Origin of the sequence: Nocardioides alkalitolerans, from assembly GCA_038184435.1 — a bacterium.
Lineage (GTDB): Bacteria > Actinomycetota > Actinomycetes > Propionibacteriales > Nocardioidaceae > Nocardioides > Nocardioides alkalitolerans_A.
Genome location: CP116227.1, coordinates 2,789,140 through 2,814,113 on the forward strand (window position 1 = coordinate 2,789,140; position 24,974 = coordinate 2,814,113).

The 24,974-nt window shown below is 73.4% G+C and carries 24 protein-coding genes; 7 read left to right on the plus strand and 17 right to left on the minus strand.

All coding sequences use genetic code 11. The annotated features are described in order from the left end of the window. Positions 1 to 25: 25 nt before the first annotated feature. From PIR53_13295 to PIR53_13345, 11 genes are all read right to left on the minus strand, one after another. Positions 26 to 805 (minus strand): N-acyl homoserine lactonase family protein, encoded by a 780-nt coding sequence (locus tag PIR53_13295; protein WZH50993.1) that lies wholly within the window; start codon positions 803 to 805, stop codon positions 26 to 28. A gap of 159 nt (positions 806 to 964) precedes the next feature. Then, entirely contained in the window at positions 965 to 1,885 is a 921-nt protein-coding gene (locus PIR53_13300) for an AEC family transporter (protein WZH50994.1), read from the minus strand. A gap of 87 nt (positions 1,886 to 1,972) precedes the next feature. Continuing rightward, the gene (locus tag PIR53_13305) at positions 1,973 to 3,052 is read right to left on the minus strand and encodes an extracellular solute-binding protein (GenBank protein WZH50995.1); all 1,080 of its coding nucleotides are present in this window, start codon (positions 3,050 to 3,052) and stop codon (positions 1,973 to 1,975) included. Beyond that, positions 3,049 to 4,809, minus strand: a complete 1,761-nt coding sequence (locus PIR53_13310) for an iron ABC transporter permease (GenBank protein ID WZH50996.1) — start codon at positions 4,807 to 4,809, stop codon at positions 3,049 to 3,051. The genes PIR53_13305 and PIR53_13310 overlap by 4 nt, the downstream gene beginning before the upstream one ends. Next, positions 4,806 to 6,026 carry an ABC transporter ATP-binding protein gene (locus PIR53_13315; protein WZH50997.1) on the minus strand — a complete coding sequence of 407 codons (1,221 nt, stop codon included), beginning with the start codon at positions 6,024 to 6,026 and terminating at the stop codon, positions 4,806 to 4,808. The genes PIR53_13310 and PIR53_13315 overlap by 4 nt, the downstream gene beginning before the upstream one ends. Positions 6,027 to 6,250: 224 nt before the next feature. Next, the gene (locus PIR53_13320; GenBank protein ID WZH50998.1) at positions 6,251 to 6,721 is read right to left on the minus strand and encodes a VOC family protein; all 471 of its coding nucleotides are present in this window, start codon (positions 6,719 to 6,721) and stop codon (positions 6,251 to 6,253) included. A gap of 153 nt (positions 6,722 to 6,874) precedes the next feature. Beyond that, positions 6,875 to 7,975, minus strand: coding sequence for an NADH:flavin oxidoreductase/NADH oxidase (locus PIR53_13325; protein WZH50999.1), 1,101 nt, complete (start codon positions 7,973 to 7,975; stop codon positions 6,875 to 6,877). Between the two features lie 27 nt (positions 7,976 to 8,002). Then, complete coding sequence (locus PIR53_13330) at positions 8,003 to 8,878, minus strand: NAD(P)-binding domain-containing protein (GenBank protein ID WZH51000.1); 876 nt, start codon at positions 8,876 to 8,878, stop codon at positions 8,003 to 8,005. A 68-nt stretch (positions 8,879 to 8,946) separates the two neighbouring features. Beyond that, positions 8,947 to 9,885: a LysR substrate-binding domain-containing protein gene (locus PIR53_13335; protein ID WZH51001.1), complete on the minus strand. Its 939-nt coding sequence runs from the start codon at positions 9,883 to 9,885 to the stop codon at positions 8,947 to 8,949. A 16-nt stretch (positions 9,886 to 9,901) separates the two neighbouring features. After that, complete coding sequence (locus PIR53_13340; GenBank protein WZH51002.1) at positions 9,902 to 10,669, minus strand: crotonase/enoyl-CoA hydratase family protein; 768 nt, start codon at positions 10,667 to 10,669, stop codon at positions 9,902 to 9,904. Positions 10,670 to 10,695: 26 nt separating this feature from the next. Next, positions 10,696 to 11,484 carry an SDR family NAD(P)-dependent oxidoreductase gene (locus PIR53_13345; GenBank protein WZH51003.1) on the minus strand — a complete coding sequence of 263 codons (789 nt, stop codon included), beginning with the start codon at positions 11,482 to 11,484 and terminating at the stop codon, positions 10,696 to 10,698. 75 nt (positions 11,485 to 11,559) lie between these two features. Between PIR53_13345 and PIR53_13350 the strand changes: the two genes are divergently transcribed. Genes PIR53_13350 through PIR53_13370 form a run of 5 tightly spaced genes read left to right on the plus strand, consistent with a single transcriptional unit; the run spans position 11,560 to position 17,399 of the window. Continuing rightward, positions 11,560 to 12,708, plus strand: coding sequence for an acyl-CoA dehydrogenase family protein (locus tag PIR53_13350; protein ID WZH51004.1), 1,149 nt, complete (start codon positions 11,560 to 11,562; stop codon positions 12,706 to 12,708). 29 nt (positions 12,709 to 12,737) lie between these two features. Next, a complete protein-coding gene (locus tag PIR53_13355) occupies positions 12,738 to 14,858 on the plus strand; it encodes an acetate--CoA ligase family protein (GenBank protein WZH51005.1) in 2,121 nt (706 codons plus the stop codon). Then, complete coding sequence (locus tag PIR53_13360; protein ID WZH51006.1) at positions 14,855 to 15,904, plus strand: CaiB/BaiF CoA-transferase family protein; 1,050 nt, start codon at positions 14,855 to 14,857, stop codon at positions 15,902 to 15,904. Before PIR53_13355 ends, PIR53_13360 begins: the two co-directional genes overlap by 4 nt. A gap of 20 nt (positions 15,905 to 15,924) precedes the next feature. Beyond that, positions 15,925 to 16,254 (plus strand): hypothetical protein, encoded by a 330-nt coding sequence (locus PIR53_13365; protein ID WZH51007.1) that lies wholly within the window; start codon positions 15,925 to 15,927, stop codon positions 16,252 to 16,254. Further along, positions 16,251 to 17,399, plus strand: a complete 1,149-nt coding sequence (locus PIR53_13370; protein ID WZH51008.1) for a thiolase family protein — start codon at positions 16,251 to 16,253, stop codon at positions 17,397 to 17,399. Before PIR53_13365 ends, PIR53_13370 begins: the two co-directional genes overlap by 4 nt. Before the next feature lie 42 nt (positions 17,400 to 17,441). On the opposite strand, the gene PIR53_13375 is transcribed toward PIR53_13370, so the two are convergent. Together PIR53_13375 and PIR53_13380 are read right to left on the minus strand one after the other, a co-directional pair. After that, positions 17,442 to 18,059 (minus strand): TetR family transcriptional regulator C-terminal domain-containing protein, encoded by a 618-nt coding sequence (locus tag PIR53_13375; GenBank protein WZH51009.1) that lies wholly within the window; start codon positions 18,057 to 18,059, stop codon positions 17,442 to 17,444. An 88-nt stretch (positions 18,060 to 18,147) separates the two neighbouring features. Continuing rightward, entirely contained in the window at positions 18,148 to 18,774 is a 627-nt protein-coding gene (locus tag PIR53_13380) for a PRC-barrel domain-containing protein (GenBank protein ID WZH51010.1), read from the minus strand. 158 nt (positions 18,775 to 18,932) lie between these two features. Between PIR53_13380 and PIR53_13385 the strand changes: the two genes are divergently transcribed. Then, complete coding sequence (locus tag PIR53_13385) at positions 18,933 to 19,565, plus strand: hypothetical protein (protein ID WZH51011.1); 633 nt, start codon at positions 18,933 to 18,935, stop codon at positions 19,563 to 19,565. Positions 19,566 to 19,621: 56 nt separating this feature from the next. After that, a complete protein-coding gene (locus PIR53_13390) occupies positions 19,622 to 20,665 on the plus strand; it encodes a hypothetical protein (protein ID WZH51012.1) in 1,044 nt (347 codons plus the stop codon). A gap of 19 nt (positions 20,666 to 20,684) precedes the next feature. Here PIR53_13390 and pcaC read toward each other — a convergent pair whose 3' ends face one another. Genes pcaC through pcaH form a run of 4 tightly spaced genes read right to left on the minus strand, consistent with a single transcriptional unit; the run spans position 20,685 to position 24,588 of the window. Next, positions 20,685 to 21,908: a 4-carboxymuconolactone decarboxylase gene (gene pcaC, locus PIR53_13395; GenBank protein ID WZH51013.1), complete on the minus strand. Its 1,224-nt coding sequence runs from the start codon at positions 21,906 to 21,908 to the stop codon at positions 20,685 to 20,687. After that, on the minus strand, positions 21,905 to 23,182 hold the full coding sequence (locus PIR53_13400) for a lyase family protein (GenBank protein ID WZH51014.1): 1,278 nt from the start codon (positions 23,180 to 23,182) through the stop codon (positions 21,905 to 21,907). The genes pcaC and PIR53_13400 overlap by 4 nt, the downstream gene beginning before the upstream one ends. A gap of 4 nt (positions 23,183 to 23,186) precedes the next feature. Further along, positions 23,187 to 23,801 (minus strand): protocatechuate 3,4-dioxygenase subunit alpha, encoded by a 615-nt coding sequence (gene pcaG, locus PIR53_13405; protein ID WZH51015.1) that lies wholly within the window; start codon positions 23,799 to 23,801, stop codon positions 23,187 to 23,189. Between the two features lie 13 nt (positions 23,802 to 23,814). Continuing rightward, positions 23,815 to 24,588 (minus strand): protocatechuate 3,4-dioxygenase subunit beta, encoded by a 774-nt coding sequence (gene pcaH / locus PIR53_13410; protein ID WZH51016.1) that lies wholly within the window; start codon positions 24,586 to 24,588, stop codon positions 23,815 to 23,817. Between the last annotated feature and the right edge of the window lie 386 nt (positions 24,589 to 24,974).

Genomic DNA, 24,974 nt, shown 5'->3' on the forward strand with positions numbered 1-24,974 from the left:
GCCGGCTGTGCCGCGGCACGACGCCCTACTTGTGCATCCCGGCGCCGCCGAACCGCGCCCAGTCGCCCTCGTCGTGCATCACCCAGATCTCGGCGTCGTGAGCGGCGGCGAGCTGCTTCATGCGCTGGATGGACTGGATGCTGTCGGCTGCGTTCATGTCGACGGGGCACGGCGACAGCTGCTCCAGCTGCGACCGCACGTGCACGGAGTCGGCCGTGAGCAGGAACGTCGACGACGGCAGCTTCACGAGCATGGAGAGCTCGCCCGCGGTGTGTCCCGGCGTGCGCAGGATCTGGATGCTGCCGTCGCCGAAGAGGTCGAGGTCCCAGCTGAGCGGGTTCCAGCTGAACGACCGGGTCCGCTCGAGGTCGGTGCCGTTGCGGAAGAAGCCGGCGTAGAGCGGGTCGGGCCAGAACGAGTAGCGGATGTCCTCGATCGACATGTAGAACTCCGCGTCCGGGAAGAGGTGCATCCCGCCCGTGTGGTCCCAGTGACCGTGGGAGACCACCACGTGGGTGACGTCGGCCGGCGTGTACCCGAACTGGGCCAGCTGCCGGTCGAGCCGGTTCTCCGGGGGCAGGTCGAGCTTGCAGATGTCGAGCAGCTCCTGCCCGTAGACCGCCACCGGGTCGTCCCACGCCTCGGGGTCGACACCGGTGTCGAAGAGCACGAGGCCGCGCGGGTGCTCGATGAGGAACACCGGGCAGGGGGCCGTGATCGTCGTGGGCGCTCCGAAGGTGAGCCAGCGCGAGTCGAGGGTGATGGTGGCGCCGGCGAGCGCGAACATCCGTTCCGCAGTCGTCATCGATCGCCTTTCGGTCGAGGTCGGGTCGGGGTCGGGTCGAGATCGGATCCGACTCCGTGCGGCCTGAGGTGGCCGCCGTCACACTCTGGTCCTCCTCTGCCGGGCCGGTCCAATGCCGGTCTCCGAAGAGCCGATAGCCCACCGCGAACAATGCGCGGGTCAGCCGAGCAGGACGGTCACGACGACCGTGGCGGGCAGGCTGAGGAGGGTGCCGACGAAGATCGCGTCGCGCGCCAGGAGGCCGCCGCGGTCGTAGCGGGCTGCGAGGACGTAGGCGTTCTGGGCGGTCGGCAGGGACGCCATCACGGTCACGGCGAGCACCGCCGTCGCGTCCAGGCCCAGGAGGAACCGCGCCGCCCCGTAGGCGACGACCGGCTGCAGCACCAGCTTCAGCGCGAGCACGCCGCCGAGCGCGGCGGGCCGCACGCCGCGACCCGGCAACGGGCCCGTCCCGAGGGCGGCTCCGTACGCCAGCAGCATGAGCGGCACGGCCATGCCGCCGAGGAGGGCCACGGGGTCCGCGACCGGGGGCGGCAGACGCACCTGGACCACGGACAGGCCGAGGCCGATGCCGGACGCCACCGTGATCGGGTTCGTCAGCGGACGCAGGACGAGGCCGCGCGCCGACAGCGCGCCCTCCTCCCCGTCCAGGTCGAGCAGTGTCGTGATCACCGGGAGGAGCACCAGCATCTGCAGCAACAGCAACGGCGCGGCGAGTGCCGCGTCGCCGAGCACGTACGCCGCGATCGGGAGCCCCAGGTTCCCGGCGTTGCCGTACGCCGCACACATGGCCGTGACGACCGTGGCGCCCAGCCCCTGACCGCGCCAGGCCGCGGCGGCCACCGCGATCGTCGCCGTCACGGCGACGGCCACGACGACGGCGACCAGGCTCCCCGACCAGAGCGACGCGACGTCGCTGTCCTGCAGCACGGTGACGAGCAGCGCCGGGCTCGCGACGGTGATGGCGAGCCTCGCCATCACCGCCTCGGCCTCGGGAGTCACGACCCCGCGGCGCGCGAGGAGCACGCCGAGGACGATGAGCGCGACGATCGCCGCGTAGCCGGAGAGCACATCGCCCACGGCCAGGCACCTTCCTCGGTGGTGGAGTCGGACGCGGGGCCGGAGGTCGGCGGAGCCGCGCGGCGACCCCGCCGACCTCGGACCGGTTCAGCCCGCGTGCTGCGCGAAGGCGGGGAGCACGTGCTCCTCGTACACCGTCGCCGCCTCGGCCGGGTCGGCGAAGGCGACGCCGTCGGGCAGCTCGAGGGCGCCCTCGACGTCGAGACCGGGGCGGGCCATGGCCTCGTCGGCGCAGAGGATCTCTGCCGCCTCCTCACTCATCAGCCAGTTGGCGAGCAGCTTCCCCGCCGAGGGGTGGGGGCCGTCGGCGGTGACCGAGACGGCGCTCGACACCGCGGGCACCGGCTCGAAGTAGTGCATGGCGATCGGTGCGCCGCTGGCCTTGAGGGGAGCGACGCCCCGGGACGGAATGGGCCAGAACGCCGCCTTCTCGCCGGAGGAGACCTGCGTCAGCGCCACGCCGAAGTCGGTGGTCATGTCGGCGTCGAGCTCGTCGAACAAGTCCGCCACGAACGCGTCGTACCCCTGCTCGCCGAGCTGGTCGAAGAGCACGTCGTGCACGTTGACGCTGGACCCGCCGATCTCCGGGTCGAGCACGACGGTCCGCCCGCGGAGATCGTCCGAGGCGAGGAACTCCTCGGGGGTGTCCGGCAGGTCGTCCTCGTCGAGGACGGTCGGGTTGTAGGCCATGCCCGCCAGGTCGAGCACCGGCGCGACGTAGTAGGTGCTGCGGAACTCCTCGTCGAGCGAGTCGATGTCGGGGAGGTCGGTGACGTCGACGAGGCCGCCCGACGCGCCCATCTCCTCCGCCCAGGCGACGTCCAGCGTGTTGAGGAAGACGTCGCCCTGCACGTTGCCGGCGTCGATCTCCTGCTCGAGCTTCTGCTGGCCGGCCGCCTGGCTCGCGACCGGGCTCACGACCAGGCGGATCCCGTAGGTGTCCTGGAACGCGGCGGCCAGCTTGTCCGTCGTCGTCGAGGTCAGGCTGGTGTAGAGGACGACCTGTCCCTCGTCCTGGGCCGCCTCCGCGAGCGCCTTCAGCTCGTCACTCCCCTCGATCGGGCGACCACCACCCCCTTCCCCGCCACAGGCCGACAGGAGGGACAGGGCGACCAGGAGGCTGCCGGCGACAGCGGCGGCTCGGGGTCGGGAAGAGGGTCGCGTCATCGCGGGGCTCCTTGCTGGGTCGGCCGGGGGGCCGTGGGGGACAGACCAGGCTTCCTGGTCTGCTTCGGACTGCCCGAGAGCTGCACCCGGTCGCTCGCCCACATCGCGACGACGACGCCCACGAGGGACACGGCGGCGATCAGCACGGCGATCGTGGCCGAGACCGTGACGGTCCCCTGGGTGTAGGAGTCGAGGAGCCGCAGGGCGATGACCTCGGTGCCCGGCGCCGACACGAACGCGGAGATCGTGAGGTCGCCGAAGATCATGAGGAAGAGGAGGAACGCGCTCGCGGCGATGGCGGGCGTGACGAGCGGCAGCGTCACCCGGGCGACCGATCCCGTCCAGGTGGAGCCGCTGACGAGGGCCGCCTCCTCGAGCTCCTTGCCCACCTGCTGCACGACCGGCCCCATGTTGCGGATGCCGAGCGGCAGGAAGGCCACGAGGTAGGCCAGGACGAGGAGCGTCATCGTGCCGTAGAGGGAGAAGGGCGGGCCGATGAACGCCACCAGGAAGCCCAGGGCCAGCACGACCTGCGGGATCCCGAGCGGGAGGTTCGCGACGACGTACAGGAGACGCCCGAGGGCACCCTTCGTCCGCTCGGCGAACACCACGACGAGCAGGCCGATGACGACGGCGCCGCCGCCGCACAGCAGCCCCAGGGTCGCGCTCGTGCGCAACCCGGCCTGCGTGCCCGGCAGGGCGAGGACGTTGCGGAAGTTGTCCAGGCCCACCTGCGACCACTCGAACCCCGAGGTCCAGTAAGGCAGCAGCGACACCATGACGATCGCCGCCACGGGCAGCAGCGCGGTCAGCCCCAGGTAGCCGACGGCCAGCGACTTCAGGACCGCGTCGGCGCGACGGCCGAGCGAGACGGTCTGCCCTGCCTTTCCCTTGCCGGTCATCGTCGCGTAGCGCGCGGCAGCGGAGGCGAGGAACAGCTGGCCGGCCGTCAGCACGCCGGCCATGAGGATCAGCGGGAGGGAGGCGACGGCGGCGACGTCGGGCCGGGACAGGTCGTTGACCTGGCGGTAGATCATCGTCGTCAGCACGTCGACCCGCAGCAGGAGCGGCACCGAGAAGAACGAGATCGTCTGCACCAGCGCGATCGTCCCGGCGGCGAGCAGGGCGGGGCGCAGGATCCCCGTCGCGGTCCGCACCAGCATCATCGTCGGGCCGGAGCCGGAGACCCGCATGGCCTCGAGGACCTCGGAGTTCAACCGGCGCATCGAGGCGTCCAGGATCGTGAAGACGAACGGGACGATGTAGAGCGTCACCACGAAGATCGCGCCGGGCATCGAGAAGATGTCGAGCGGGCCCTCCTCGGCGTCGGAGCCGGTGACGGCGCGGATCGCCTGGTTGAGCCAGCCCGTGCGGGGCGAGGCCAGGAAGATCCAGCCGAGCGCGCCGACGAGCGCGGGCACGCACAGGGGCGTCAACGGGATGAACCGCAGCAGCGTCCGCATGCGCCGCCCGGCCGGCAGCATGGAGGCGGCCACCGCGAGCATGAAGCCGATGCCGACGGAGAGCACGGTCGAGCAGACGGTGAGCACGACCGTGTTCCGCACGATGACGGACCAGAAGCCGGGCTGGCCGACCAGGTCCCCCAGCGCGGTACCCACGCCCGACTCCGCACCGAAGGCCTCCCCGACGATGGCGACGACGGGCAGCACGATCGCGATGGCGAGGACCACGAGGAGCGCGACCATCAGCGTCCTGACGTGCGCGGGGGCCGCGCGCATCGGACCGGTCGCGCTCATGCGGCGTCCCGCTTCGTGACCAGGAGGGAGCGCTCGGCGCTCAGCCGAACGCGGTCACCGACCGCAGGGGCGGCCGACGGCGTCGTCCGCACGGTGATCTCCCGCTCCTCGGCGTCGACGAGCAGCACCTCGGCGTACCACCCGTGGTAGGCCACCCCGAGCACGGTGAACGCCCCCGCCGGCTCGCCGTCCGGGGTCCCGAGGACAGGGACGACGAGGATGTCGTCGCGCGACACGGCGGTGTCGACCGCGTCGCCGACGGCGAGCCGGGATCCCGGGCGCAGCTCGCCGCGCAGGTCGCCGAGGACGGTGCGCACGGTGCAGCCCGCGTCGTCCACCCGCGCCACCTCGCCAGCCACCGTGTTGTGGTCCCCCACGAACTCGGCGACGTACGACGAGGCGGGGTGCTCGTGCAGCTCGTGGGGGCGGCCCTGCTGCTCGACGCGACCTGCGCGGAAGACCACGACGGTGTCGGACATCGAGAGCGCCTCCGCACGGTCGTGCGTGACGTAGACCGCCGTGAAACCGACCTCCTGCTGGATCTCGCGCAGGTCGTAGCGCAGGCGGGCGCGGAGGCGGGCGTCGAGGTTGCTGAGCGGCTCGTCCATGAGCACGACGCTCGGCTCGCCGACGATGGAGCGGGCGACGGCGATCCGCTGCTGCTGACCGCCGCTCAGCTCACCGGGGTAGCGGGCGAGCAGGTGGCCGCAGTCGACGACGTCCAGGGCGTGCCTCGCCCGCTCGACGATCTCGGCGCGCTCGCCGCGCGACGGCCGGAGGCCCCGGACGGCGCGCTTGAGCGGGAACGCGACGTTCTCCAGGACGGAGAGGTGAGGCCACAGGGCGTAGCTCTGGAAGACCATGCCCAGGCCGCGCTGGTGGGGCGGCACGTCCACGCCGTCACCCACGACCGTGCGACCCGCGATCGCGATCCGGCCGCTCGTGGGCGACTCCAGGCCGGCGATCATGCGGAGCAACGTGGTCTTGCCGCAGCCGCTGGGCCCCACGAGCGTGACGAACCGACCGCGACCGATCTCGAGGCTCACGTCGTCGACGGCCCGGAACGACCCGAACTCCTTGGTGACCCCGGACAGCCGGATGGCGGGCTCCGGGGCCGGTGCGGCACCCGTCGCCGGGTCGCCAGCCTTCCGGTCGCCGAGCGGCGACAGGCGCTCGTCCGTCTCCGGCAGGACGTCGTGCTTGGTGCGGGTCTTCATCACGGGAATTGCTCCTGGCGAGATCGTCGAGCATGTGTCGAGCGTCATACTGCGCAGACCCGGGAGCGACATTCCAATAGGAACTCGCTCCGGATCGATCACCCCGGAGAACCAATCTGAAAAGGCCCCGCAAATGCACGAACCGGAGCCGGCACCGGGTATTCCGGTGCCGACTCCGGCGGCTTTCTGGCCCTGTATCGCGGCGCCCCGCGGGCGCCGGTGACTCAGCCCTCCTCGAGGACCTGCTGGATCTCCACCACGTTCCCGGCCGGGTCGTAGAGGAAGATCTGGTCCCAGCCCTTGACGACCCACTCCCCGTAGTCGGAGTACTCGATGCCCGCCTCGTTCAGGGACTTGCGCACGGCGTCGAGGTCGTCGGTGCGGAAGGCGAAGTGCCCCGTCAGGACGGGGTTGACGACGTGCCCGAGCCGCGCGCTGAGGTAGGGCTGCCGCAGGCCGATGTGGATCTGCAGCTCGTCCTTCCCGCTCACGTCGAAGAACGCCGCGTTGGTGGTGTCGAACATCGAGGCGTTCTGTCGCCGCTGCCGGTCGCCCTCGTCCTCGTCCGGTGCCGGCGCCTGCTCCTTGACGTCCTCGATGATCATGGGGATCTTCTCGAGCCCCAGCACGTCCCGGTAAAAACCGTTCAGCTCGTCCATGTCGTCGGAGACGACGTTGACGTGGTGCAGACGCATTTTCATGAGAGCTGTCCTTTCGGGCCGAGAGAACATCGCGGCACCGTGCTCGACTGGATGTGAATTGATGGTCGACGACCCGTCGACCGCGGTCCAACAGGAATTCCCGAACGAGCGGGAGAAAAGAGCGAACAATCCGTTCCGCGCGCGGCGTCACCGCTCCAACGGGACGTCGGCCGGTCGCCAGGCCCCCTTCGTGTACGCCGGCGGGTAGGGCGCCTCGTGGCGGTGGACGCCGAGCTCGTGGGCGGCACGCAGCGGCCACGCCGGTTCCCGCAGCGCAGCGCGGCCGACGGACACGACGTCGGCCCGACCCGACGCCACGATCGCCTCGGCCTCGAGCGGGTCGGTCACAAAGCCGACCCCGCCCGTCATCAGTCCCGTCTCCGCGCGGATCCGCTCGGCGAAGCCGATCTGGTAGCCGGGCCCGACCGGGATGACCTGGCGCTCGTCCAGCCCGCCCGAGCTGGCGTCGACGACGTCGACCCCGTGCTCGCGCAGGCGGGCGGCCAGCTCGACGCAGTCCTCGGGGGTCAGGCCGCCCTCGATCCAGTCGGTCGCCGACAGCCGCACCACGAGCGGCATCGTGTCGGGGATCGCGGCGCGGACCGCGTCGACCACCTCCAGGAGGAAGCGCGACCGGTTGTCCGTGCTGCCGCCGTAGTCGTCGTCGCGGCGGTTGGAGAGCGGCGAGAGGAACGAGTGCAGGAGGTAGCCGTGGGCCCCGTGGATCTCGACGAGGTCGAACCCCGCGGTGACGGCCCGCCGAGCCGCGTCGGCGAAGGCGGCGACCACGTCGGCGATGTCGTGACGGCTCATCTCCCGCGGCGCGGGGAAGCCGTTCCACGACAGGGGTGACGGGCCGATCGTCTCCCAGTCCGCCGTCCCCGCCTGCGGGTCGAACCACGGTGAGCCGCTGCCCGACCCCGCCTTGCGACCCGCTTGGGCGAGCTGGATCCCCGCGCTCGCACCCTGCGCGTGGACGAAGTCGACGATGCCGGCCCAGGCGTGCAGCTGCTCGTCGTTCCACAGGCCGGTGTCCCACGCACTGATCCGGCCCTGCGCGGTGACGCCGACCGCCTCCGTCATGACGAGCCCGAAGCCGCCGGCCGCGCGAGCCCCCAGGTGCACGAGGTGCCAGCGGTGGGGCACCCCGTCGTGCGCCTCGACGGCGTACTGGCACATCGGGGCGAGCCAGATCCGGTTGCGGATCGTGAGCCCCCGCACGGTGACGGGGGTGAACAGCACGGACATGCGAGGTCTCCTCGGTGCGTCTCGCCCTCAGGCGAGGTAGGTCTGGATGATGCGGCTGTCGTCGGCCTCGAGCAGGTCCAGCTCGGCGGCCCGCGCGTACTGCCGGCCGGCCGCCTGGAGCAGCGGCACGTGGGCCCCGTGCGCCTCCGCCTCGGCGGCGACGAGGCGGTTGTCCTTGGCCAGGATCGCGAGCCGGGTCAGCACCTCGGGGTGGTCCTCGGGCGCTGCCATGCGGTGGCTGCGATCGTCGAAGAGCTGCGACGCCCCGGAGCCGCCCCGGAGCGCGGCGGCGGTCAGGCTGGGATCGAGGCCCAACCGCGTCGCCAGGGCGATCGCCTCGGCCGCCGCGGCGAGGTGGATGGAGCTGCAGAGCTGGTTGACGATCTTGGTCGCCTGGCCGTCGCCCGGCTGCGGTCCCACCGGGGCGACGGCGCCGAGGACACCGAGGACGTCGGCGACCTCGGCGAGGACGCCGCCGTCGCCCCCGACGAGGAACCGGAGGCTCCCGCTGTCGGCACCGTGGACCCCGCCCAGGACGGGTGCGTCCAGCACCCGAGCCCCGGCCTCCTCGAGGACCGCGGCGGCCGCGCGCGCCGCCTGCGGTCCGACCGTCGCGCACAGCACCCAGACCTCACCCGCCACGTCCCGGGCGCCGATCGCGGACGCGACGCAGTCGAGCAGCTGGGTCCCGTTCTCCACGAGCACCAGCACCAGGTCGCACCGCGGCGCGGCGGCGACGTCGGCGAAGCCCTGGATGCCCAGCCCGGCCGCCCGGGAGCGGGCCTCGGGGCTCGGGTCCACCGCGACGACCGCGTGGCCGTGGCTGCTGAGCCGGCCCGCCATGGGCGTGCCCATCGCCCCGAACCCGATGACCGCGACCGAGCGCGGCTGACGGCTGAGCATCGCTGACCTCCTCCGGGCGGCGGATCCCTGTGCCCACCACCCGAGGACGAGTCAATGACCGCTACGGATCAATGTCCAAGACCCAGATCCGATGCGGTGATGCCGAACGGCGATAGCTCTGTCGTGGGCAGCACCGACTCGCTCGTGGCCAGCACGCGACCGAGCGCCGGGGCGTCGTCGTCGGCGCGCCAGGCGAGGGCCGTGAACATGTGGCGCGGCTCGACGTCGTCGATCGCCTTGTAGACGATGCCCGTGCTCTGCACCGACCGCATCGAGCTGAGCGTGATGGTCACGCCCGCCCCTCCGGCGACCAGCGCCATGACGGTGCCAGGGTCGGGCGCCGTCTGGGCGAAGCGGGGGGCGAAGCCCGCCGCGAGGCACATGCTGGTGACCGTGGCCCGCATGACCGACCGGGCGAACGGCATGCCGACGAAGCTCTCGTGCTGCAGGTCCCGCATCCGGAGGGACTCCCGGGTGGCGAGACGGTGGTCCTGGGGCAGGGCGCAGAGGACCTGCTCGGCCTCGACCACGCGGAAGGCCAGGCCGGGCCCGGTGACCGGGGCTCGGACGAAGGCGAGGTCGAGGTCGCCGGCGCGCAGCAGGTCGAGCGCGGTGTCGACGTAGACCTGCGACTGGAGCCGCAGCTCGATCCCCGGGTGCTCCCGCCGGACGGCGTTGGTGAGCAGGGACAGCGCCTGCTGGCTCGCGGCGCCGAGGAAGCCGAGCCGCACGTACCCTTCCTCGCCCGCGACGATCGAGGCCGCGGTGTCCTTGAGGTCGGCGGCCTGCCGCAGCACCTGCCGCGCGTGGACGACCAGCCGGCGTCCGGCGTCGGTCAGGGTCACGCTCCGCGTGCTGCGGTCGAACAGCTGGAGCCCCAGCTCCCGCTCCAGCTGTCCGATCCGACTGCTCAGGGAGGGCTGCGCCACGAACAGGCGCGCGGCGGCCCGCCCGAAGTGCAGCTCGTCGGCGACGGCGTCGAACGCCTCGAGGTCGCGCAGCTCCACGTCGCCACCACCTCGACTACCGGTCGGTCCAGACCGGGGGACGCTTCTCGTTGAAGGCGCGGATCCCCTCCGCACCGTCCGGGGACGATAGCGCAGGCTCCGCCACGGCGAGCTGCGCATCGAAGGCCTGGTGCTCCGGCACGCTGTCGTAGCTCGCGCGGATGATCTCCTTCGTCGCCCGCACCGCACTGGGGCCGTTGGCCGCCAGCACCTCGCCGAGCGCGATCGCGGCGGCCCGCGCCTCACCCGTGGGTACGACGCGGCTGACGATCCCCCAGCGGGCCAGCTCCTCGGCGGTGCGGTGCTCGCCGGTCAGCGCCATCTCCATCGCCACGTGGTAGGGCATCCGCCGGGGCAGCCGCACGAGGCCTCCCCCGATGGCGACGAGGTTCCGTGCAACCTCGGGCAACCCGAAGCGTGCCCCCTCGCCGGCGACGATGAGGTCGCACGACAGGGCCAGCTCGAAGCCGCCGGCCAGCACCCACCCCTCGACCGCCGCGATGACCGGCTTGCCGATCGTCGCGCGGTTGAAGGCGGCGAGTGCCGCGGGTCGGTTCGGGTACATCGGCTCGCCGGCGGCGGCCGCCTTGAGGTCGCGTCCGGCGCAGAACGTGCCCCCCGCACCGGTGAGCACGACGGCGAGCACGGCCGGATCGGCGTCGTGGGCGTCGAGCGCCGCACGCATCGCCGTACGGGTCTCGATGTTGAGCGCGTTGCGCACCTCGGGCCGGTTCAGCGTGACGACGCCGACCTCGCCGACCTTCTCGGTGATGACCACGGGCATGGGTTCGTCCTCCCTCTCCGACGCGCTCAGAGCGCGAACGAGTAGCCGCCGTTGACCGGCACGGTCTGCCCCGTCACCCAGGACGCCGCGTCCGAGGCGAGGAAGAGGACCATGTTGGCCGCGTCCTCGGGTTGGCCCGTCCGGCGGATCGCGTAGTGCGAGAGCAGCTTCTTGGCGGCCGCTTCGTCACCCAGCTGCTTCTCCGTGCGCGGCGTGACGGTGGCCGCCAACGAGACGCAGTTGGCGGTGATGGCCCACCGGCCCAGGCTCGTGGCGAGCGACCGGGTGAACCCGGCCACCCCGGCCTTGGCGGCGGAGTACGACTCGCGGTTGGGCTCGCCGTACCGCCCGGCGTCGGAGATCATGTTGACGATCCGGCCGTACCCGTTCTCGATCATCGCGGGCACGACGTACCGCGTCGTGTTCAGCACGCCGTAGAGGTTCGTGCCGAGGTAGCCGTTCCACTCCTCGGGGCCCTGCTCCCAGAACCGCCGCGTCATCGCGTCCGTCGGGTTGGGTCCGGCGTTGCCGGCGTTGTTGACGAGGACGTCGATCCGGCCGAGCTCGCCGAGGACCCCCTCGATCTGTTCCTTCACGGCGTCGTGGTCCGAGACGTCGCCCGAGACCGCGAGCCCGCGGGCGCCCCGCTCCTCGACCTCGGCCACCACGGCCTCGGCGCGCTCCCGGCGGAAGTCGTTGACCACCACGGTGCCCGCCCCGTGCTCGGCGAGGTGGAGCGCGACGCGTCGCCCCACACCCTGTCCCGCACCGGTGATGTAGGCCGTCCGGCCCTGGATGTCCAGCAGATCCGACATGGTTCCCCTTTTCCTTGCTAACCGTTCAGGAAGTAAGTTAGCGTCACGACTCCACCCCGACAAGAGGACGGCCTGATGGACCACCAGCTGACGACCGAGCAGACCGAGCTGCGCGCCGCGATCCGGCGCTACCTGGCGAAGGAGGTCGCGCCCCTCGTGGAGGAGCACGAGCGCGCGCAGACGTTCCCCTACGAGGTGCTGGAGGGGCTCGCACCGTTCGGCTACCTCGGCGGCTACCTGCCGGAGGAGCACGGCGGCCTGGGCATCAGCCGGGTGACCTGGGCGATGATGATGGAGGAGCTCGCCTACTGCTGGCCGTCGCTGCGCACCATCGTGAGCATCACCAACGGCCCGATCGAGCGGCTGGCGCAGGTCGGCACGCCCGAGCAGAAGGAGACCTACCTCGCTCCCCTGCTCGAGGGCCGGGCGAAGGTCTTCAACGGCATCTCCGAGCCGGGCGCCGGCTCGGACGTCTCGTCCGTGGCCACGCGGGCCGAGCTCGTCGGGGACGAGTGGGTGCTGACCGGCCAGAAGCTCTGGATCACCGGCGGCCTCTTCGGCGACTGGGGCACCGTGCTGGCCCGCACCTACAGCCCGACCTGCGACGGCGCGCTGTCCACCTTCCTCGTCGACCGGCGGGCGACCCCGTTCGCGGTGTCGAAGGTCGAGACGATGGTGCTCCGCTCGACCGGCACGTCGGAGATGGCGTTCGACGGCTTGCACATCCCCCGGGAGAACCTCCTCGGCGAGGAGGGCACCGCCCTCAAGGGCACGCTCGCCTTCATCGGGGCCGCCCGCATCAACGTGGCGATGGGCGCGGTCGGCGCGGCGCAGCGCGCCTACGAGCTCGCGGTGGACTACGCGAAGACGCGCCACCAGTTCGGCAAGCCCATCGGCTCGTTCCAGCTGATCCAGCAGAAGATCGTCGAGATGCGGATGAAGGTCGACGCCGCCCGGGCGCTCTGCTACTCCGCGGCCGCGGCCCTCGACCGCGGCGAGCTGGCGAAGGTCGAGACGTCGATCGCCAAGCTGTACGCGACGCAGGCCGCCCACGAGGTGGCGGACGCGGCGCTCGCCGTCCACGGCGGTATCGGCTACGCGACGGAGTACCCCATCGAGCGGCTGTTCCGCGACACCCGCGGCGGCAGCATCCCCGAGGGCACCCCGGAGATCCAGACCCTCATCGTCGGCCGCGAGCTGCTCGGCATCTCGGCGCTGCGCTGACCGCCGACGGCCCCTCAGGAGGAAGAAGCATGACCACCACCGATCTCACCCGCCTGTTCACCCCGCGCTCGGTCGCCGTCGTCGGCGCCTCGGAGCGCCCCGGCAGCATCGCGCGTCGCGTCGTGGAGAACCTCGCCGACCACTCGTCGCTCGACGGCGACCTCCACCTGGTCAACCCGAGCCGCACGGAGGTGCTCGGCCGCCCCTGCGTGCCGAACGCCGCCGCCCTCCCGTCCGGCGTGGACGTCGCCGTCGTCGTGATCCCGGCCGCGGGCGTCGTGACCGCGGTGCAGGAGTGCGCCGACGCCGGCATCCCGTTCGCGGTCATCCTCACGTCCGGCTTCGGCGAGGAGGGCGAGGAGGGCGCAGCCCAGCAGCGCGCGCTCACCCGCATCGCGGCCGAGACCGGCATCCGGATCGTCGGACCGAACTGCCCCGGCCTCACCAACGTCCGCGACCGGATCGGCATGACGTTCTCCCCGTCGTACCCGGTGGACCTCACCGCGGGGCCCGTCGGTCTCGCGACGCAGGGCGGCGGCCTGGGCCGCACCGTCCTGCAGGCGGCCGAGCGCGGGCTGGGGACCGGCCTGTGGGCGTCGCTGGGCAACGCGGCCGACCTCGACGTCCCCGACGTCGTCGCCCACTTCGCCGACGACCCCGCCATCTCGACCATCGCCGTGCTCCTCGAGGGCATCCCCGACGGCCCGGCGTTCCTCGCCGCGGTCCGGCGGGCGGCGGAGCACGACAAGCCGGTCGTGGCGCTCAAGATCGGCCGCTCCGACTACGGCGTCCGCGCGATCGCCTCGCACACGGCGTCCATGGCCGGCGAGGCGGTCGTGAACTCGGCGGTGTTCGCCCAGACGGGCGTCGTCGAGGTCGACGACATCGACGAGCTGGCCGACGTCACGTCGCTCCTGACCCGACGCCGCCCCCCGGCGGACGCCGGGGTGGCGATCTGGGGCATGTCGGGTGGGGCGGTGTCCCTCTGCGCCGACGCGATCGGCCAGGCGGGACTGACGCTCGCGACGCTCCACGACGACACCCGCGACCGCCTCACCGACCTGCTCCCGAGCTTCGCCGCCGTCGACAACCCCGTCGACGTCACCGCCGCCGGTCTCGCCGACGAGGCGCTGGTCTCCGGCAGCCTGCGGGTGCTGGCGGACGATCCCGCGGTCGACGTCGTGCTGGTGCCGATCCCCGTCGACTACGGCACGACGTCCGTGCTGCTCGCCACGGCCATCGCGGAGATGCAGGCCGGCTCCCCCACGCCGGTCGTGCCCGTCTGGATGAGCGACCGGCACGGCCCGGCGTACGCCGTGCTCACGGCGGCGGGGGTGACCCCGATCCACAGCGTGTCCAAGGCGGTCGCGGCCGTCGCCCGCTGGGCGGCGCACGGAGCGTGGCACGCCGCTGAGGCCAGCCATCCGGCACCGCTCCCCCTCGCGCTCCGGCCCCGCGCCGCGGCGGCACCCGCGGTCGACGTGACGACGGAGGTCGCGGCCAAGGCCTGGCTGCAGGAGCACGGCGTGCCGGTGCCCCGCGGCTCGCTGGTGCGCTCGGCCGGGGAGGCCGCCGAGGTCGCGGGCGGACTGGCGGGGCCGGCCGTCCTCAAGGTCGTGAGCCCGGGCCTGGCGCACAAGTCCGACATCGGCGGCGTGCGCGTGGGCGTGCGGGGCGAGGACGCGGTCCGCGCGGCGCACGACGGCATCGTCACCGCCGTGACGGCCGCCGCCCCCGGTCTCCGGGTCGACGGGATCCTCGTGGAGGAGATGGTCGACGACGTGGAGCTGGAGCTCATCGTGGGGGTCCACGTCGACCCCGTCTTCGGGCACGTGCTGACCGTCGGCGCCGGGGGCGTGCTCGTCGAGCTGCTCGACGACGTGCAGCGCCGTCTGCTCCCGGTCGACGAGCGGACCGCCCGCGCCATGGTCGACGAGCTCCGGGTCAGCGCCCTGCTGCACGGCCACCGCGGGACCCCGCCGCTCGACGTCGACGCCCTGGTCGACCTGCTGCTCCGGGTCTCCGACCTGGTCACCGCCGATCCCGACGTGCAACAGCTGGAGCTCAACCCGGTCGTGCTCCGCCCCGCCGGGAGCGACGGCCCGACCGTCGTCGCCGTCGACGCGGTGGTCGAGCGGGGGCAGCGATGAGGGGCACCCTCGACGGCGTGCGGGTCCTCGACCTCTCCGAGCTGTTGCCGGGCCCGTTCCTGACGTCGGTGCTCGCCGACCTGGGCGCCGAGGTCGTGCGTCTCGAGCGTCCCAGCGGCGATCCGGCGCGCCACACCGCACCGGGCCTCTTCCGCCTGCTGAGCCGGGGCAAGGAGACGACGACCCTCGACCTCAAGACGGCAGGGGGGCGGGCGCGTCTCGACGACGAGCTCGCCTCGGCGGACGTGCTGGTCGACGGCTTCCGGCCCGGCGTCATGGCCCGCCTGGGATTCGCGCCCGAGGACACGTGCCGCAGCCACCCGCACCTCGTCTACGTCTCCATCTCCGGGTTCGGCCAGACCGGGCCGCTCAGCCACCTGCCCGGCCACGACATCACGTACGCCGCGGCCAACGGCGCACTGTCCCTCGCCGGCGAGGGGGAGTCGCCCTCGTGGAACCCCGGCCTGCCCGTGGCCGACCTGGCGTCGTCGCTCTACGCGGCGGTCGCCGTGCTCGCCGCGCTCCGGCAGCGCGACCGTGGCGGGCCGGACGGACAACCGGGACGCGGCGGCCACCTCGACGTCGGCATCACCGCCTGCCTCGCGCACTGGCTCAACCCGCGCATCGGCGACTTCGACGCCTACGGCCTCACCGAGCGGGCCGAGCAGCGTGCGCACCTGCAGCAGCGGGCCGCCTACGGCGCCTTCGCCACCCGCGACGGCGCCCAGGTCGCCGTCGCGGCGATGGAGGACCACTTCTGGACGGGCCTCGTGGACGCGCTGGCGCTCGACGCGTGGCGCGGCGACCCCTGGCTCACCCCGCAGGGCCGCCGCGCCGACGCGGCCGCCATCAACGCCGCCATCGCCGAGGCCATCGGGGCGCTCGGCGTGGAGGACTGCGTCGAGCGGCTCGACCGTCACGGCGTGCCGGCCCACCGGGTCCTCGACGTCGCCGAGGCGCTCGAGGCGACCGCGGCCACCCAGCCCGAACGCGTCGACACCTCGGCGACCCCACCGCGTTACGCGTTCCCCGTCCAGTACCGATGACCTCCGACCAGGGAGATGCCATGCCCTCCACGTTGTTGCCGCTCCGCGGCGTCCGTTGCCGTCGCTGCGACCTCGTCGCGACGCCCGTGCAGTCCTTCGGCTGCGAGGCCTGCGGGGCCCACGGCCCCGACCTCGAGGAGACCGACCTGACCGGCGACGGCGTGGTGCTCAACGCCGTCGACGTGCACCGGCGCGACGCCGCGACCGTCCACATCGGCTCCGTCCACCTCGCCGAGGGGCCGATGCTGCGGGCGCTGCTCGACGGCGCGATCCCGGCGGGGACGCCGGTTGCCGCGACCGACGTCGACGGCGTGCTCGTGTTCGCGGCCGGCGGCGGGAGCGGCCGATGACGCTCACGCTGTCCGACCTGCGTCCCGTGTACGTCGTCGGGATCGGTCTCCACCGGTTCCAGCGCCCGACCGACACGAGCTTCGTCGAGCTCGGCCTCACCGCCGTGCGCGCCGCCCTCGCGGACGCGGGGGTGCCGTGGGAGTCGGTCGAGGCGGCGTACACCGGGTCCACCCGGCTCGGCATGGCCGTCTCGCGACCCATGCTCCGCCACCTCGGCGTCACCGGGATCCCGATGACCCAGGTGGAGAACGCCTCCGCCTCGAGCTCGTCGGCCTTCCGGCTGGCGGTGCGCGACGTGGCGGCCGGGTTCGCGGACGTGACGCTCGCGATGGGCGTCGACAAGGCGGCGACCGGCCTCCGCGCCGAGACGCTCACCGGGATCGCCCCGCACGACGAGGGCCTCACGACCCCGGCGGTGCACTTCGCGCTGCTGGCCGAGGAGTACCTCCGCTCGCGCGGGGCCGGCGCCGAGGACCTCGCCCGCGTCGCGGTGAAGAACCACAACAACGCGGCCGACAACCCCTTCGCGCACCGCCAGCAGCGTCGTACGGTCGAGGAGGTCCTGGCCGACCGCCCGATCGCCGGCATCCTCACGCGTCTGCAGTGCTGCCCCATCGGAGAGGGCGGGTCCGCCGTCGTGGTCGCGAGCGAGGAGGGCATCCGCCGCCTCGGCATCGATCCCGCCCGGGCCGTCCGGGTGCTGTCGAGCGCGCAGCAGTCGGAGCAGCTCTACGGCACGCGCAGCTACGACGCGGAGCTCACCGGCGCGACGACCCAGCAGGCACTGGACGAGGCGGGGGTCGCGGCGCGGGACATCGACGTGATCGAGCTCCACGACGCCTTCGCGATCGAGGAGCTGCAATACCTGGAGACGATGGGGATCGTGCCCGAGGGCGGGGCGCCGTCGGCGCTGCGGGACGGCGAGCTCGCGATCGGTGGCCGGGTCGCCGTGAGTCCCTCGGGAGGCCTGCTGGCCATGGGCCACCCGATCGGCCCGACGGGGGTCGCCCAGATCGTCGAGGTCACACAGCAGCTCCGGGGCGAGGCCGGCGTGCGCCAGCAGCCCGGAGCCCGGCACGGGCTGGCTCACCTCGTGGGCGTCGGAGCCGTGTGCGTGGTGCACGTGCTCGCCGCACCTGCCTGACGGACCTGCCGGCTCCGTCGACCGCCCGGGCGGTCGACGGGGTCAGCCCCCTGCCGGGCCGGCCAGCGCGTCGACGGTCTGGTACGCCGCAGCGGTGACCGCGTCGAGGTCGACCCGTGTCGGGTCCACGAGGTACTGCAGCACGATGCCGCGCAGGAAGGCCTCGATGACGATCGCGTGGGCGCCGGGGTCGATCCCGGCGCGGATGCTGCCGTCGGCCAGCCCCCGCTCGAGGAAGCGCGCCAGGTCGTCCCGGAACGACTGGTAGGTCTCGCGCACCGCGTCCGTCACCGGCCCGGGCTCCCCGATGGAGTCGGTACCGAGGACCAGCATGACCTTGGCGGGCCGCGGGTCGGCCCGGAAGCGGTCGAGGTAGGTCCGCACCATCCCGCGCACCTCGTCGTACCCGGTGCGGGACGGGTCGTGCTGCGCCTGGTCGTGGTACTGCTCGCGGATCACCGCGATGACCCCCTCGACGAGCGCCACCTTGGTGCCGAAGTGGTACGCGACCAGGCCGCGGCTGAGCCCGGCGACCTCCTGGATGCGGGTGAACGTCAGCCGGCGGTAGCCCTCCTCCGCCAGGATGTCGATCGCCGCAGCGATCAGCGTGCGCCGCGCGGCCTGGCTGCGCTCCTCCTGCGTCGCCGTCTCGCCCGCCACGATCCCCCCGCTCCGCCGACAGCCGGCGCACCACTTCCAGTACGAGCGTTCAGGATATCGCAGGCAGCATCCTCGTCCGCCGCTCGGCTCAGACCGCTCGCGGGCCCTCCGGATCGGTGTCGGCCAGGTCGGTCTCGATGACCACCCGCTCCTTGCGCACGGGCACGGTGCGGGTCTCGTACTCCGTCGTGATGAAGCGCCGCAGCCGCGACCGGCCCACCTGCTCTGTCCGTCCGACCTGGACAGGTGCCCCCGAACCGTACGGCGCGGTCGCCGGGTCGCCGCTGAGCACGGGACGCTCGGCGGTGTCGCCCTGGCGCGGCTCGTCGTGGTGGTCGTCATGGTGGTCGCCGTGGTGGTCGTCGTGGTGGTCGCCGCGGCCCGTGCCGTGATCGCGCTCGTCGTCGCGGCGGTAGTGCTGCCACAGCCGCGCCTCCTCGGCCTCGTCGAGGTGCCCCTCGTCGAGGTCGATGGAGGGGGCGCCCTTGACCTGGTCCTTCGTGAACGGGACGGTGAGCCGCCCGTCCTCCAGGGTGGCGTCGGCGATGGGCACGAAGGACTCCCTCCTGCCGAACAGACCGGTGTGCACGGTGACGAAGGCCGGGCGGTCGGTGCGGTCGTCGAGGAACACCTGGCCCACCTTCCCCAGCTTCTCGCCGTCGTGGGTGTAGGCGGTGGTGCCGAGCGCTTCACGCGCCTGCGTCTCGTCGAGCATGTGGACCTCCTCGTCGCATCTCCCCGTCGCTCCCCCGGGTACCCGGGCGGGCCCGCCGTACCGGGTCGTGGCCGGAAGCGGCAACCGCGGAACGCCCGGCGGTGAACATCCCCGCGGCGGGTACCGGCGCCCCCGTCCCCATCCTCGAGGAGGCCGTCGTGGCACGTGAGCACAGCAACCACCGTCAGCACGCTGCGTCGGCCGGCGGAGCCAGCAGCCTCGACGCGGTCGAGGAGCGCCGGCGCCGCAGCGTCGACGACACGACCGCTCGCGAGCGGTTCGCCGGGCTCAACCCCGGCGCCTGCTTCTTCGGCTGGATCGTCGCGATCGGCGTCGCCGTCCTGCTCACCAGCATCGCCGGTGCCGTGGTCGCGGCGGTCGGTTCGACGACCGGTGTCACGCAGAGCGAGGCCGAGCGCGAGAGCGGCACGATCGGGGTCGCCGCCGCCGTCGTCCTCCTGGTGGTCCTGCTGATCGGCTACTACGCCGGCGGATACGTCGCGGGACGCATGTCCCGCTTCGACGGCGGCCGCCAGGGACTCGGTGTGTGGGTGATCGGGCTCGTCGTCACGATCATCGCCGTGGCAGCCGGCGCCGTGTTCGGCGCGCAGTACAACATCCTGGACCGCGTCCAGCTCCCGCGCGTCCCGGTCGCGACCGAGGACATCAGCCTCGGAGCGGTCGTGACCGCGCTCGCGGTCGTCGTCGGCACGCTCCTCGCCGCGTTCCTCGGCGGCAAGGTCGGGCACCGCTACCACGACCGCGTCGACCGCGCCGTGGTCCGCGGCTGAGTGACGCCTCCCCCTCCGCCGGTCCCCGGACGGCGGACCCGGGCCGGCGTGTGTTGATGGATCCGCTCCCCTCCGAGTCCGCTCGCCTGGCCGCCACCGAGCGCTGGTTCGCGACGCACGGCCTGCCGTACTTCGTCGCGTCGGGGCGGGCCCGGGCGCGCAGGGCACTGCGGCTCACCCGCGTCGTACCACGCCTGGCGCTCGTCGTCGCCGCCGCCGCCCTGGTGGGCGTCGCGCTGGCGTGGCTCGGCTCCGACAACGCCCTCGCACCGGCGACCGTGCTCACCGCCGCGGGGGCGGCCGCCGCGACGTACGCCGTGGTCGCCCTCGGGGCGCGACCCGTGGTGACCTGGGCCGTGGGGCGGACGTTCGGGAGCCTGCGTCAACTGCTGCCGACCGTGACCCGCGCCCTGCCGCTGCTGCTCGTGTTCGTCACGTTCCTCTTCATCAACGCCGAGGTGTGGCAGATGGCGGCGAGCCTGCCCACCGGCTTCCTGTGGCTGACGGTGCTGCTCTTCGGGGCGATGGCGGTCGCGTTCCTGCTCGTCCGCCTGCCCGAGGAGGTCGACCGCGTCGACGACCACGTCGACGAGGCACTGCTCCTGCAGGCGTGCCGGGGCACGCCGCTCGAGGGCGACGCGCAGCGGCTCGTGGAGGACGACGGGCCGCCGCCGACGCGTCACACGGAGCTGACGCGGTTCGAGCGCTGGAACCTGCTGCTCGTGCTCCTGGTCGTCCAGGGCGTGCAGGTGCTCGTCGTCGCCGCCACCGTCTTCGCCTTCTTCGTGCTGTTCGGCGTGCTGACCATGCGCCCGGAGGTGGCCGAGGCGTGGACGGCCGACCCGGTGACCTCCGTGCCCGGCCTGCCCGGGCTGAGCGCGGAGCTGCTCGCCGTCTCGGTGTTCCTCGCCGCGTTCTCCGGGCTCTACTTCACCGTCGTCGCCGTCACCGACGACACCTTCCGCGGCCAGTTCTTCTCCGGGGTGCTCGGCGAGCTCGAGCAGGCCATCGGCGTGCGGGCGGTCTACGTCGAGCTGCTCGAGCGGCGGGAGGCCGAGCGGGCGGGCGCACCCGACCCCGGCCTCGACGGCCAGGCGTAGACGAGGCGGCGCCCGCGGTTCACCCGAGGTCGATCCCCATCTCGGTCAGGGTCCTCTGCGCGATGCGGAACGCGGTGTTGGCATCCGGTACGCCGCAGTAGATCGCCGTCTGCAGGAAGAGCTCCTCCAGCTCGTCCACGGTGACGCCGTTGCCGATCGCGGCGCGCACGTGCATCGCCAGCTCCTCGTGGTGGCCGCGGGCGACGAGCGCGGTCAGGGTGATGAGCGACCGGGCGTGCCGGGCGAGGCCGGGACGGGTCCAGATCCCGCCCCACGCGTACTGCGTGATGAAGTCCTGGAACCCCTCCGTGAACCCCGTCGCCGCGGCGGAGGCCCGGTCGACGTGCGCCTCCCCGAGCACGGCCCGCCGCACCGTCATCCCGGCGGCGCGCTGCTCCTCGACCGTCGCCGACGACGGCACCCCCCGCCGGTCCGTCGGAGTGCCGGTCGTGCCGTGGTGCGCCCGGAGGAACGGAACCAGGGCGGCGGCCACCCGAGCGGGGGCCTCGGCCGGCGCCAGGTGGGCGACGTCGTCGAGGACCAAGAGCCGCCCGTCGGGGACCCCGTCGGCGATCGTCGCGAGGTCGGCGGGCGGGGTGACCTGGTCGGCGGCCCCGGCGATCGCCAGGACCGGCGGGGAGATCTCGGCGAGGCGGTCGCGCACGTCGAAGGCGGCGAGAGCGGTGCAGGTCTGCGCGTAGCCGACCGCGCCGGTCGCCGCGAGCGCGTCGAGCAGCAGCCCGGCCCGTGCGGGGTCCCGGTCGACGAACCCCGGGGCGAACCAGCGCTGCCGCGACCCGTCGACGACGCCCGTCGTGCCGGACGCCCGCACGAGGGCGGCCCGCTCGTGCCAGCCCGTGCCGTCGCCGATCCGCGCGCCGCTGCAGAGCAGGGCGGCAGCGGCGACTCGCTCGGGCGCGTCGAGCAGGAGCCGGAGGCCGACGGCGCCCCCGACGGACACGCCCGCGTAGAGCACGCGCTCACCGCTCCGCCCCTCGGGGGCGAGCGCCGCGTCGAGCGCCGTCAGCACACCCGCTGCCAGCTCGCCCAGGTCGAACGGCTCCGACGGCTCGGGGCTGGCGCCGTGGCCCGGCAGGTCCCAGGCGAGGACGCGGTGGTCGATCGTGAGGCCCACGGCCGTCGTCTCCCACAAGGCGGTCGCCGTCGTCCCCAGCGAGGGGCCGAGCAGCAGCACGGGTCCGCGGCCGCCGAGGTCGACGGTGCGGATGTCGGGAACGCTCACGGGTGTCTCCTGGTCTCGGTGCGGAGGCGGTCGACCCGCTCGACGACGCGCCGGACGATCCCGTCCGCCGCACCGAGGTACGTCGACGGATCAGGCTCCTCGGTCGCGGCGGCGCCGGCGACCGCGCGCACGGCGTCGCGCTCGGCCAGGAGACCCCCGGTGGCCGCGGCGTGCGCCGCCCGCTCCCCCATCACGTCGGCGTGCACCCGGAGCCCGGCCACGAGCTCGGCGGTCTGGTCGACGGCGACGACGCTGCGGCGCCCGAGGTCACGCAGGGTGGCCCACTCGGCGTGCCAGGACCCGGTCGGCCGCTCGTCGTCGGCGAGCGCCGCGGCGGCGTGCAGGGTCGCGACGAGCCCGGGCGTGGTGATCGCGGCACGGCGCACGAGCACCGACAGCACCGGGTTCTGCTTCTGGGGCATCGTCGAGGAGCCGCCGCGGTCGTCGTCGACCGGTTCGCCGAGCTCCGCGATCTCCGGCCGCGTCAGGGTGAGCACGTCGGCGGCGATCCGACCGCAGGCCTGGGTCGCGAGGCCCAGTGCATCCCCGGCACGGGTTATCGGGGTGCGGTCGGTGTGCCAGGGGACGGCGCGGGCGAGCCCGAGGGCATCGGCCAGGGCGTCCGTGATCGCGAGCGGGTCGACCGCCGTGCCCGAGCTCCCGGCCGCGAGGGACGTCAGCTCGGCGAGGGCCGACAACGTGCCCGCGGCGCCGCCGGCCTGCACGGGCAGGAGGGCGCGGGCGCGATGCACCTCCTCGGCGGCGCCGAGGATGCCCTGGAGCCACCCGGCCGCCTTCAGGCCGAACGTCGTGGGCACCGCGTGCTGGGTGAGCGTGCGCCCGACCATCACCGTCGCGGCATGCGCGCGCACCAGCTCGGCGAGCGCGTCGACGGAGCGACGGAGATCGGCCCCGACGCGGTCGAGCGCTTCCACCAGCACCAGGACCAGGGCGGTGTCGACCACGTCCTGGCTGGTCAGCCCGCGGTGCAGCCAGGTCGCCGCGTCGACCGCGCCGGCGGCGCGCAGACGCTCGCGCAGCAACCGGACCAGCCCGATCACCGGGTTGCCGCCCCCCTCGGCGCCGAGCGCCAGGTCGACCGCGTCGGCGGCGGCCGCCGCGGGGAGCTCCGCCGCCGCCGAGGCCGGCGCCACCCCGGCCGTCACGAGGCCGTCCAGCCAGGCCTGCTCGACCCGCACCATCGACCCGAGCAGCCGGGTGTCGCTCAGGAGGTCGCCGGCGCGCTCGTCGCCGGGCCAGAACAGGTCGGGCACCCGGTCAGTCCCTCCCGGCCGACCGACGACGGCCGTCGAAGGCGAGGAAGACGGTCTCGTCGTCGCCCTGCAGGCGCACGTCGAAGACGTACCCCTGCTCGTCGGCCGTCGCGACCAGCGTCGCCCGCCGCTCGGCGGGCAGCGAGGCCAGGAGGCGGTCGGTGTCCAGCGCCGTTGCGTCGACGCCGGGCGAGCCGGCGGGGAGGTACGCCCGGGTGAAGAGCCGGTCGAGCTGTCCGCGCGCGAAGACCGTCACGGCGAAGAACGGCGCCGCCCCCGGCCGGGTCGGCCCCGGGGCGAGGGTCGAGAAGGAGTAGACGCCGCGGCGGTCCGTCGAGGCACGACCGAAGCCGGTGAAGGTGAAGCCGTCGCGGTGCAGGCTGCCCTCGGCCCGCGGGACCGCACCGCTCGGGTCGGCCTGCCAGATCTCCAGCAGCGCGTCCGGCACCGGCGTACCGGCGCCGTCGGTCACGCGGCCGTGCAGGCGGATCGCGCCCGGAGCCCCCGGGGGCACGAGGTCGCGGTCACCGGCATACGGCAGCGCGTAGTGGAAGAAGGGTCCGACGGTCTGGCCGGGCGTCGGTGCTGCGGGGTGCGTGGGGTGTGCGGCGGAGGTCATCGGTCGTCCTCTCTCAGAGGTGCTCGACGTCGGACTCGCGCACGGTGCGGTGGGAGCCGGTGAGCACGATGTCCCACCGGTAGCCCGTCGCCCACTCGTGCGTGGTCACGCTGTGGTCGTAGGTCGCGACGAGCCGGTCGCGCGCCGCGGGATCGACGATGGACTGGTAGATCGGGTCGAGGTCGAACAGCGGATCGCCCGGGAAGTACATCTGCGTGACGAGGCGCTGGGTGAACTCCGTGCCGAACAGGCTGAAGTGGACGTGCGCGGGCCGCCAGGCGTTGCGGTGGTTCCGCCACGGGTAGGGGCCGGGCTTGATCGTGGTGAAGCGGTACCAGCCGTCCCCGTCGGTGAGGCACCGGCCCACCCCGGTGAAGTTCGGGTCGACGGGCGCGGGGTGCTGGTCGCGCTTGTGCACGTAGCGGCCGGCCGCGTTGGCCTGCCACACCTCGACCAGCTGGTGGCGCACGGGGCGGCCGTCGCCGTCGAGCACGCGACCGGTGACGACCATCCGCTCCCCCACGGGCTCACCGCCGTGCTGGATCGTCAGGTCGGCCTCGAGCGGGTCGACGTCGGTCGGGCCGAACGCCGGCGCCCCCAGCTCGACCTCCTCGGGATCGGCGTGGTGCAGCGACTTCGTGGGGTGCCGCAGGAGGCTGCTGCGGTAGGGCGGGTAGTCGAGCCGGGGGCCGGTCTCGACGGGCTCGCCGGCGGCCACGGACGCGGCGTAGTCGTCCGCGATCGTCGCCATCTCGGCGGAGAGGTCCGCCTGGGTCTCGATGCTCACGCCGCCGACGCTACGGCGGAAGGCGTACGCTCAGCGCCCCGGAGATTTCACTCAGCGGAAGGCGCTCGGAGATGGCGGGCAACGCGCGGGAACCCGGCAGCACGGTGACGCGACGCATCGGTCCGGCACCCGCGGGTTGGCGTTCGGCGTCGCCCGCTTGCCCTGGGAGCTCGCCCAGCTGGGATGCCCTGGGCCACGCCGACGCCGGCGTCACCGCCTCGTGTCGTGGCCCCCGCGTCGCTCCCAGCCGGGCCGCCGAGATCCTCTGACCGGGCACGCGATCCACGACGCCGGACGAGCGCGGGACCGATCGGGCCACCCGCACAACGACCATGGGCGTCACCGCAGGTCAGACCCCGTACGGTGGGCCACCAGGGACTCGAACC

What these genes read in the sequence shown, in the direction of transcription:
- PIR53_13295 (WZH50993.1), bottom strand. Translation starts at nt 805, where the DNA reads ATGACGACTGCGGAACGGATGTTCGCGCTCGCCGGCGCCACCATCACC.
- PIR53_13305 (WZH50995.1), bottom strand. Translation starts at nt 3,052, where the DNA reads ATGACGCGACCCTCTTCCCGACCCCGAGCCGCCGCTGTCGCCGGCAGC.
- PIR53_13310 (WZH50996.1), bottom strand. Translation starts at nt 4,809, where the DNA reads ATGAGCGCGACCGGTCCGATGCGCGCGGCCCCCGCGCACGTCAGGACG.
- PIR53_13315 (WZH50997.1), bottom strand. Translation starts at nt 6,026, where the DNA reads ATGAAGACCCGCACCAAGCACGACGTCCTGCCGGAGACGGACGAGCGC.
- PIR53_13320 (WZH50998.1), bottom strand. Translation starts at nt 6,721, where the DNA reads ATGCGTCTGCACCACGTCAACGTCGTCTCCGACGACATGGACGAGCTG.
- PIR53_13325 (WZH50999.1), bottom strand. Translation starts at nt 7,975, where the DNA reads ATGTCCGTGCTGTTCACCCCCGTCACCGTGCGGGGGCTCACGATCCGC.
- PIR53_13330 (WZH51000.1), bottom strand. Translation starts at nt 8,878, where the DNA reads ATGCTCAGCCGTCAGCCGCGCTCGGTCGCGGTCATCGGGTTCGGGGCG.
- PIR53_13340 (WZH51002.1), bottom strand. Translation starts at nt 10,669, where the DNA reads ATGCCCGTGGTCATCACCGAGAAGGTCGGCGAGGTCGGCGTCGTCACG.
- PIR53_13345 (WZH51003.1), bottom strand. Translation starts at nt 11,484, where the DNA reads ATGTCGGATCTGCTGGACATCCAGGGCCGGACGGCCTACATCACCGGT.
- PIR53_13350 (WZH51004.1), top strand. Translation starts at nt 11,560, where the DNA reads ATGGACCACCAGCTGACGACCGAGCAGACCGAGCTGCGCGCCGCGATC.
- PIR53_13355 (WZH51005.1), top strand. Translation starts at nt 12,738, where the DNA reads ATGACCACCACCGATCTCACCCGCCTGTTCACCCCGCGCTCGGTCGCC.
- PIR53_13360 (WZH51006.1), top strand. Translation starts at nt 14,855, where the DNA reads ATGAGGGGCACCCTCGACGGCGTGCGGGTCCTCGACCTCTCCGAGCTG.
- PIR53_13365 (WZH51007.1), top strand. Translation starts at nt 15,925, where the DNA reads ATGCCCTCCACGTTGTTGCCGCTCCGCGGCGTCCGTTGCCGTCGCTGC.
- PIR53_13370 (WZH51008.1), top strand. Translation starts at nt 16,251, where the DNA reads ATGACGCTCACGCTGTCCGACCTGCGTCCCGTGTACGTCGTCGGGATC.
- PIR53_13380 (WZH51010.1), bottom strand. Translation starts at nt 18,774, where the DNA reads ATGCTCGACGAGACGCAGGCGCGTGAAGCGCTCGGCACCACCGCCTAC.
- PIR53_13390 (WZH51012.1), top strand. Translation starts at nt 19,622, where the DNA reads ATGGATCCGCTCCCCTCCGAGTCCGCTCGCCTGGCCGCCACCGAGCGC.
- pcaG (WZH51015.1), bottom strand. Translation starts at nt 23,801, where the DNA reads ATGACCTCCGCCGCACACCCCACGCACCCCGCAGCACCGACGCCCGGC.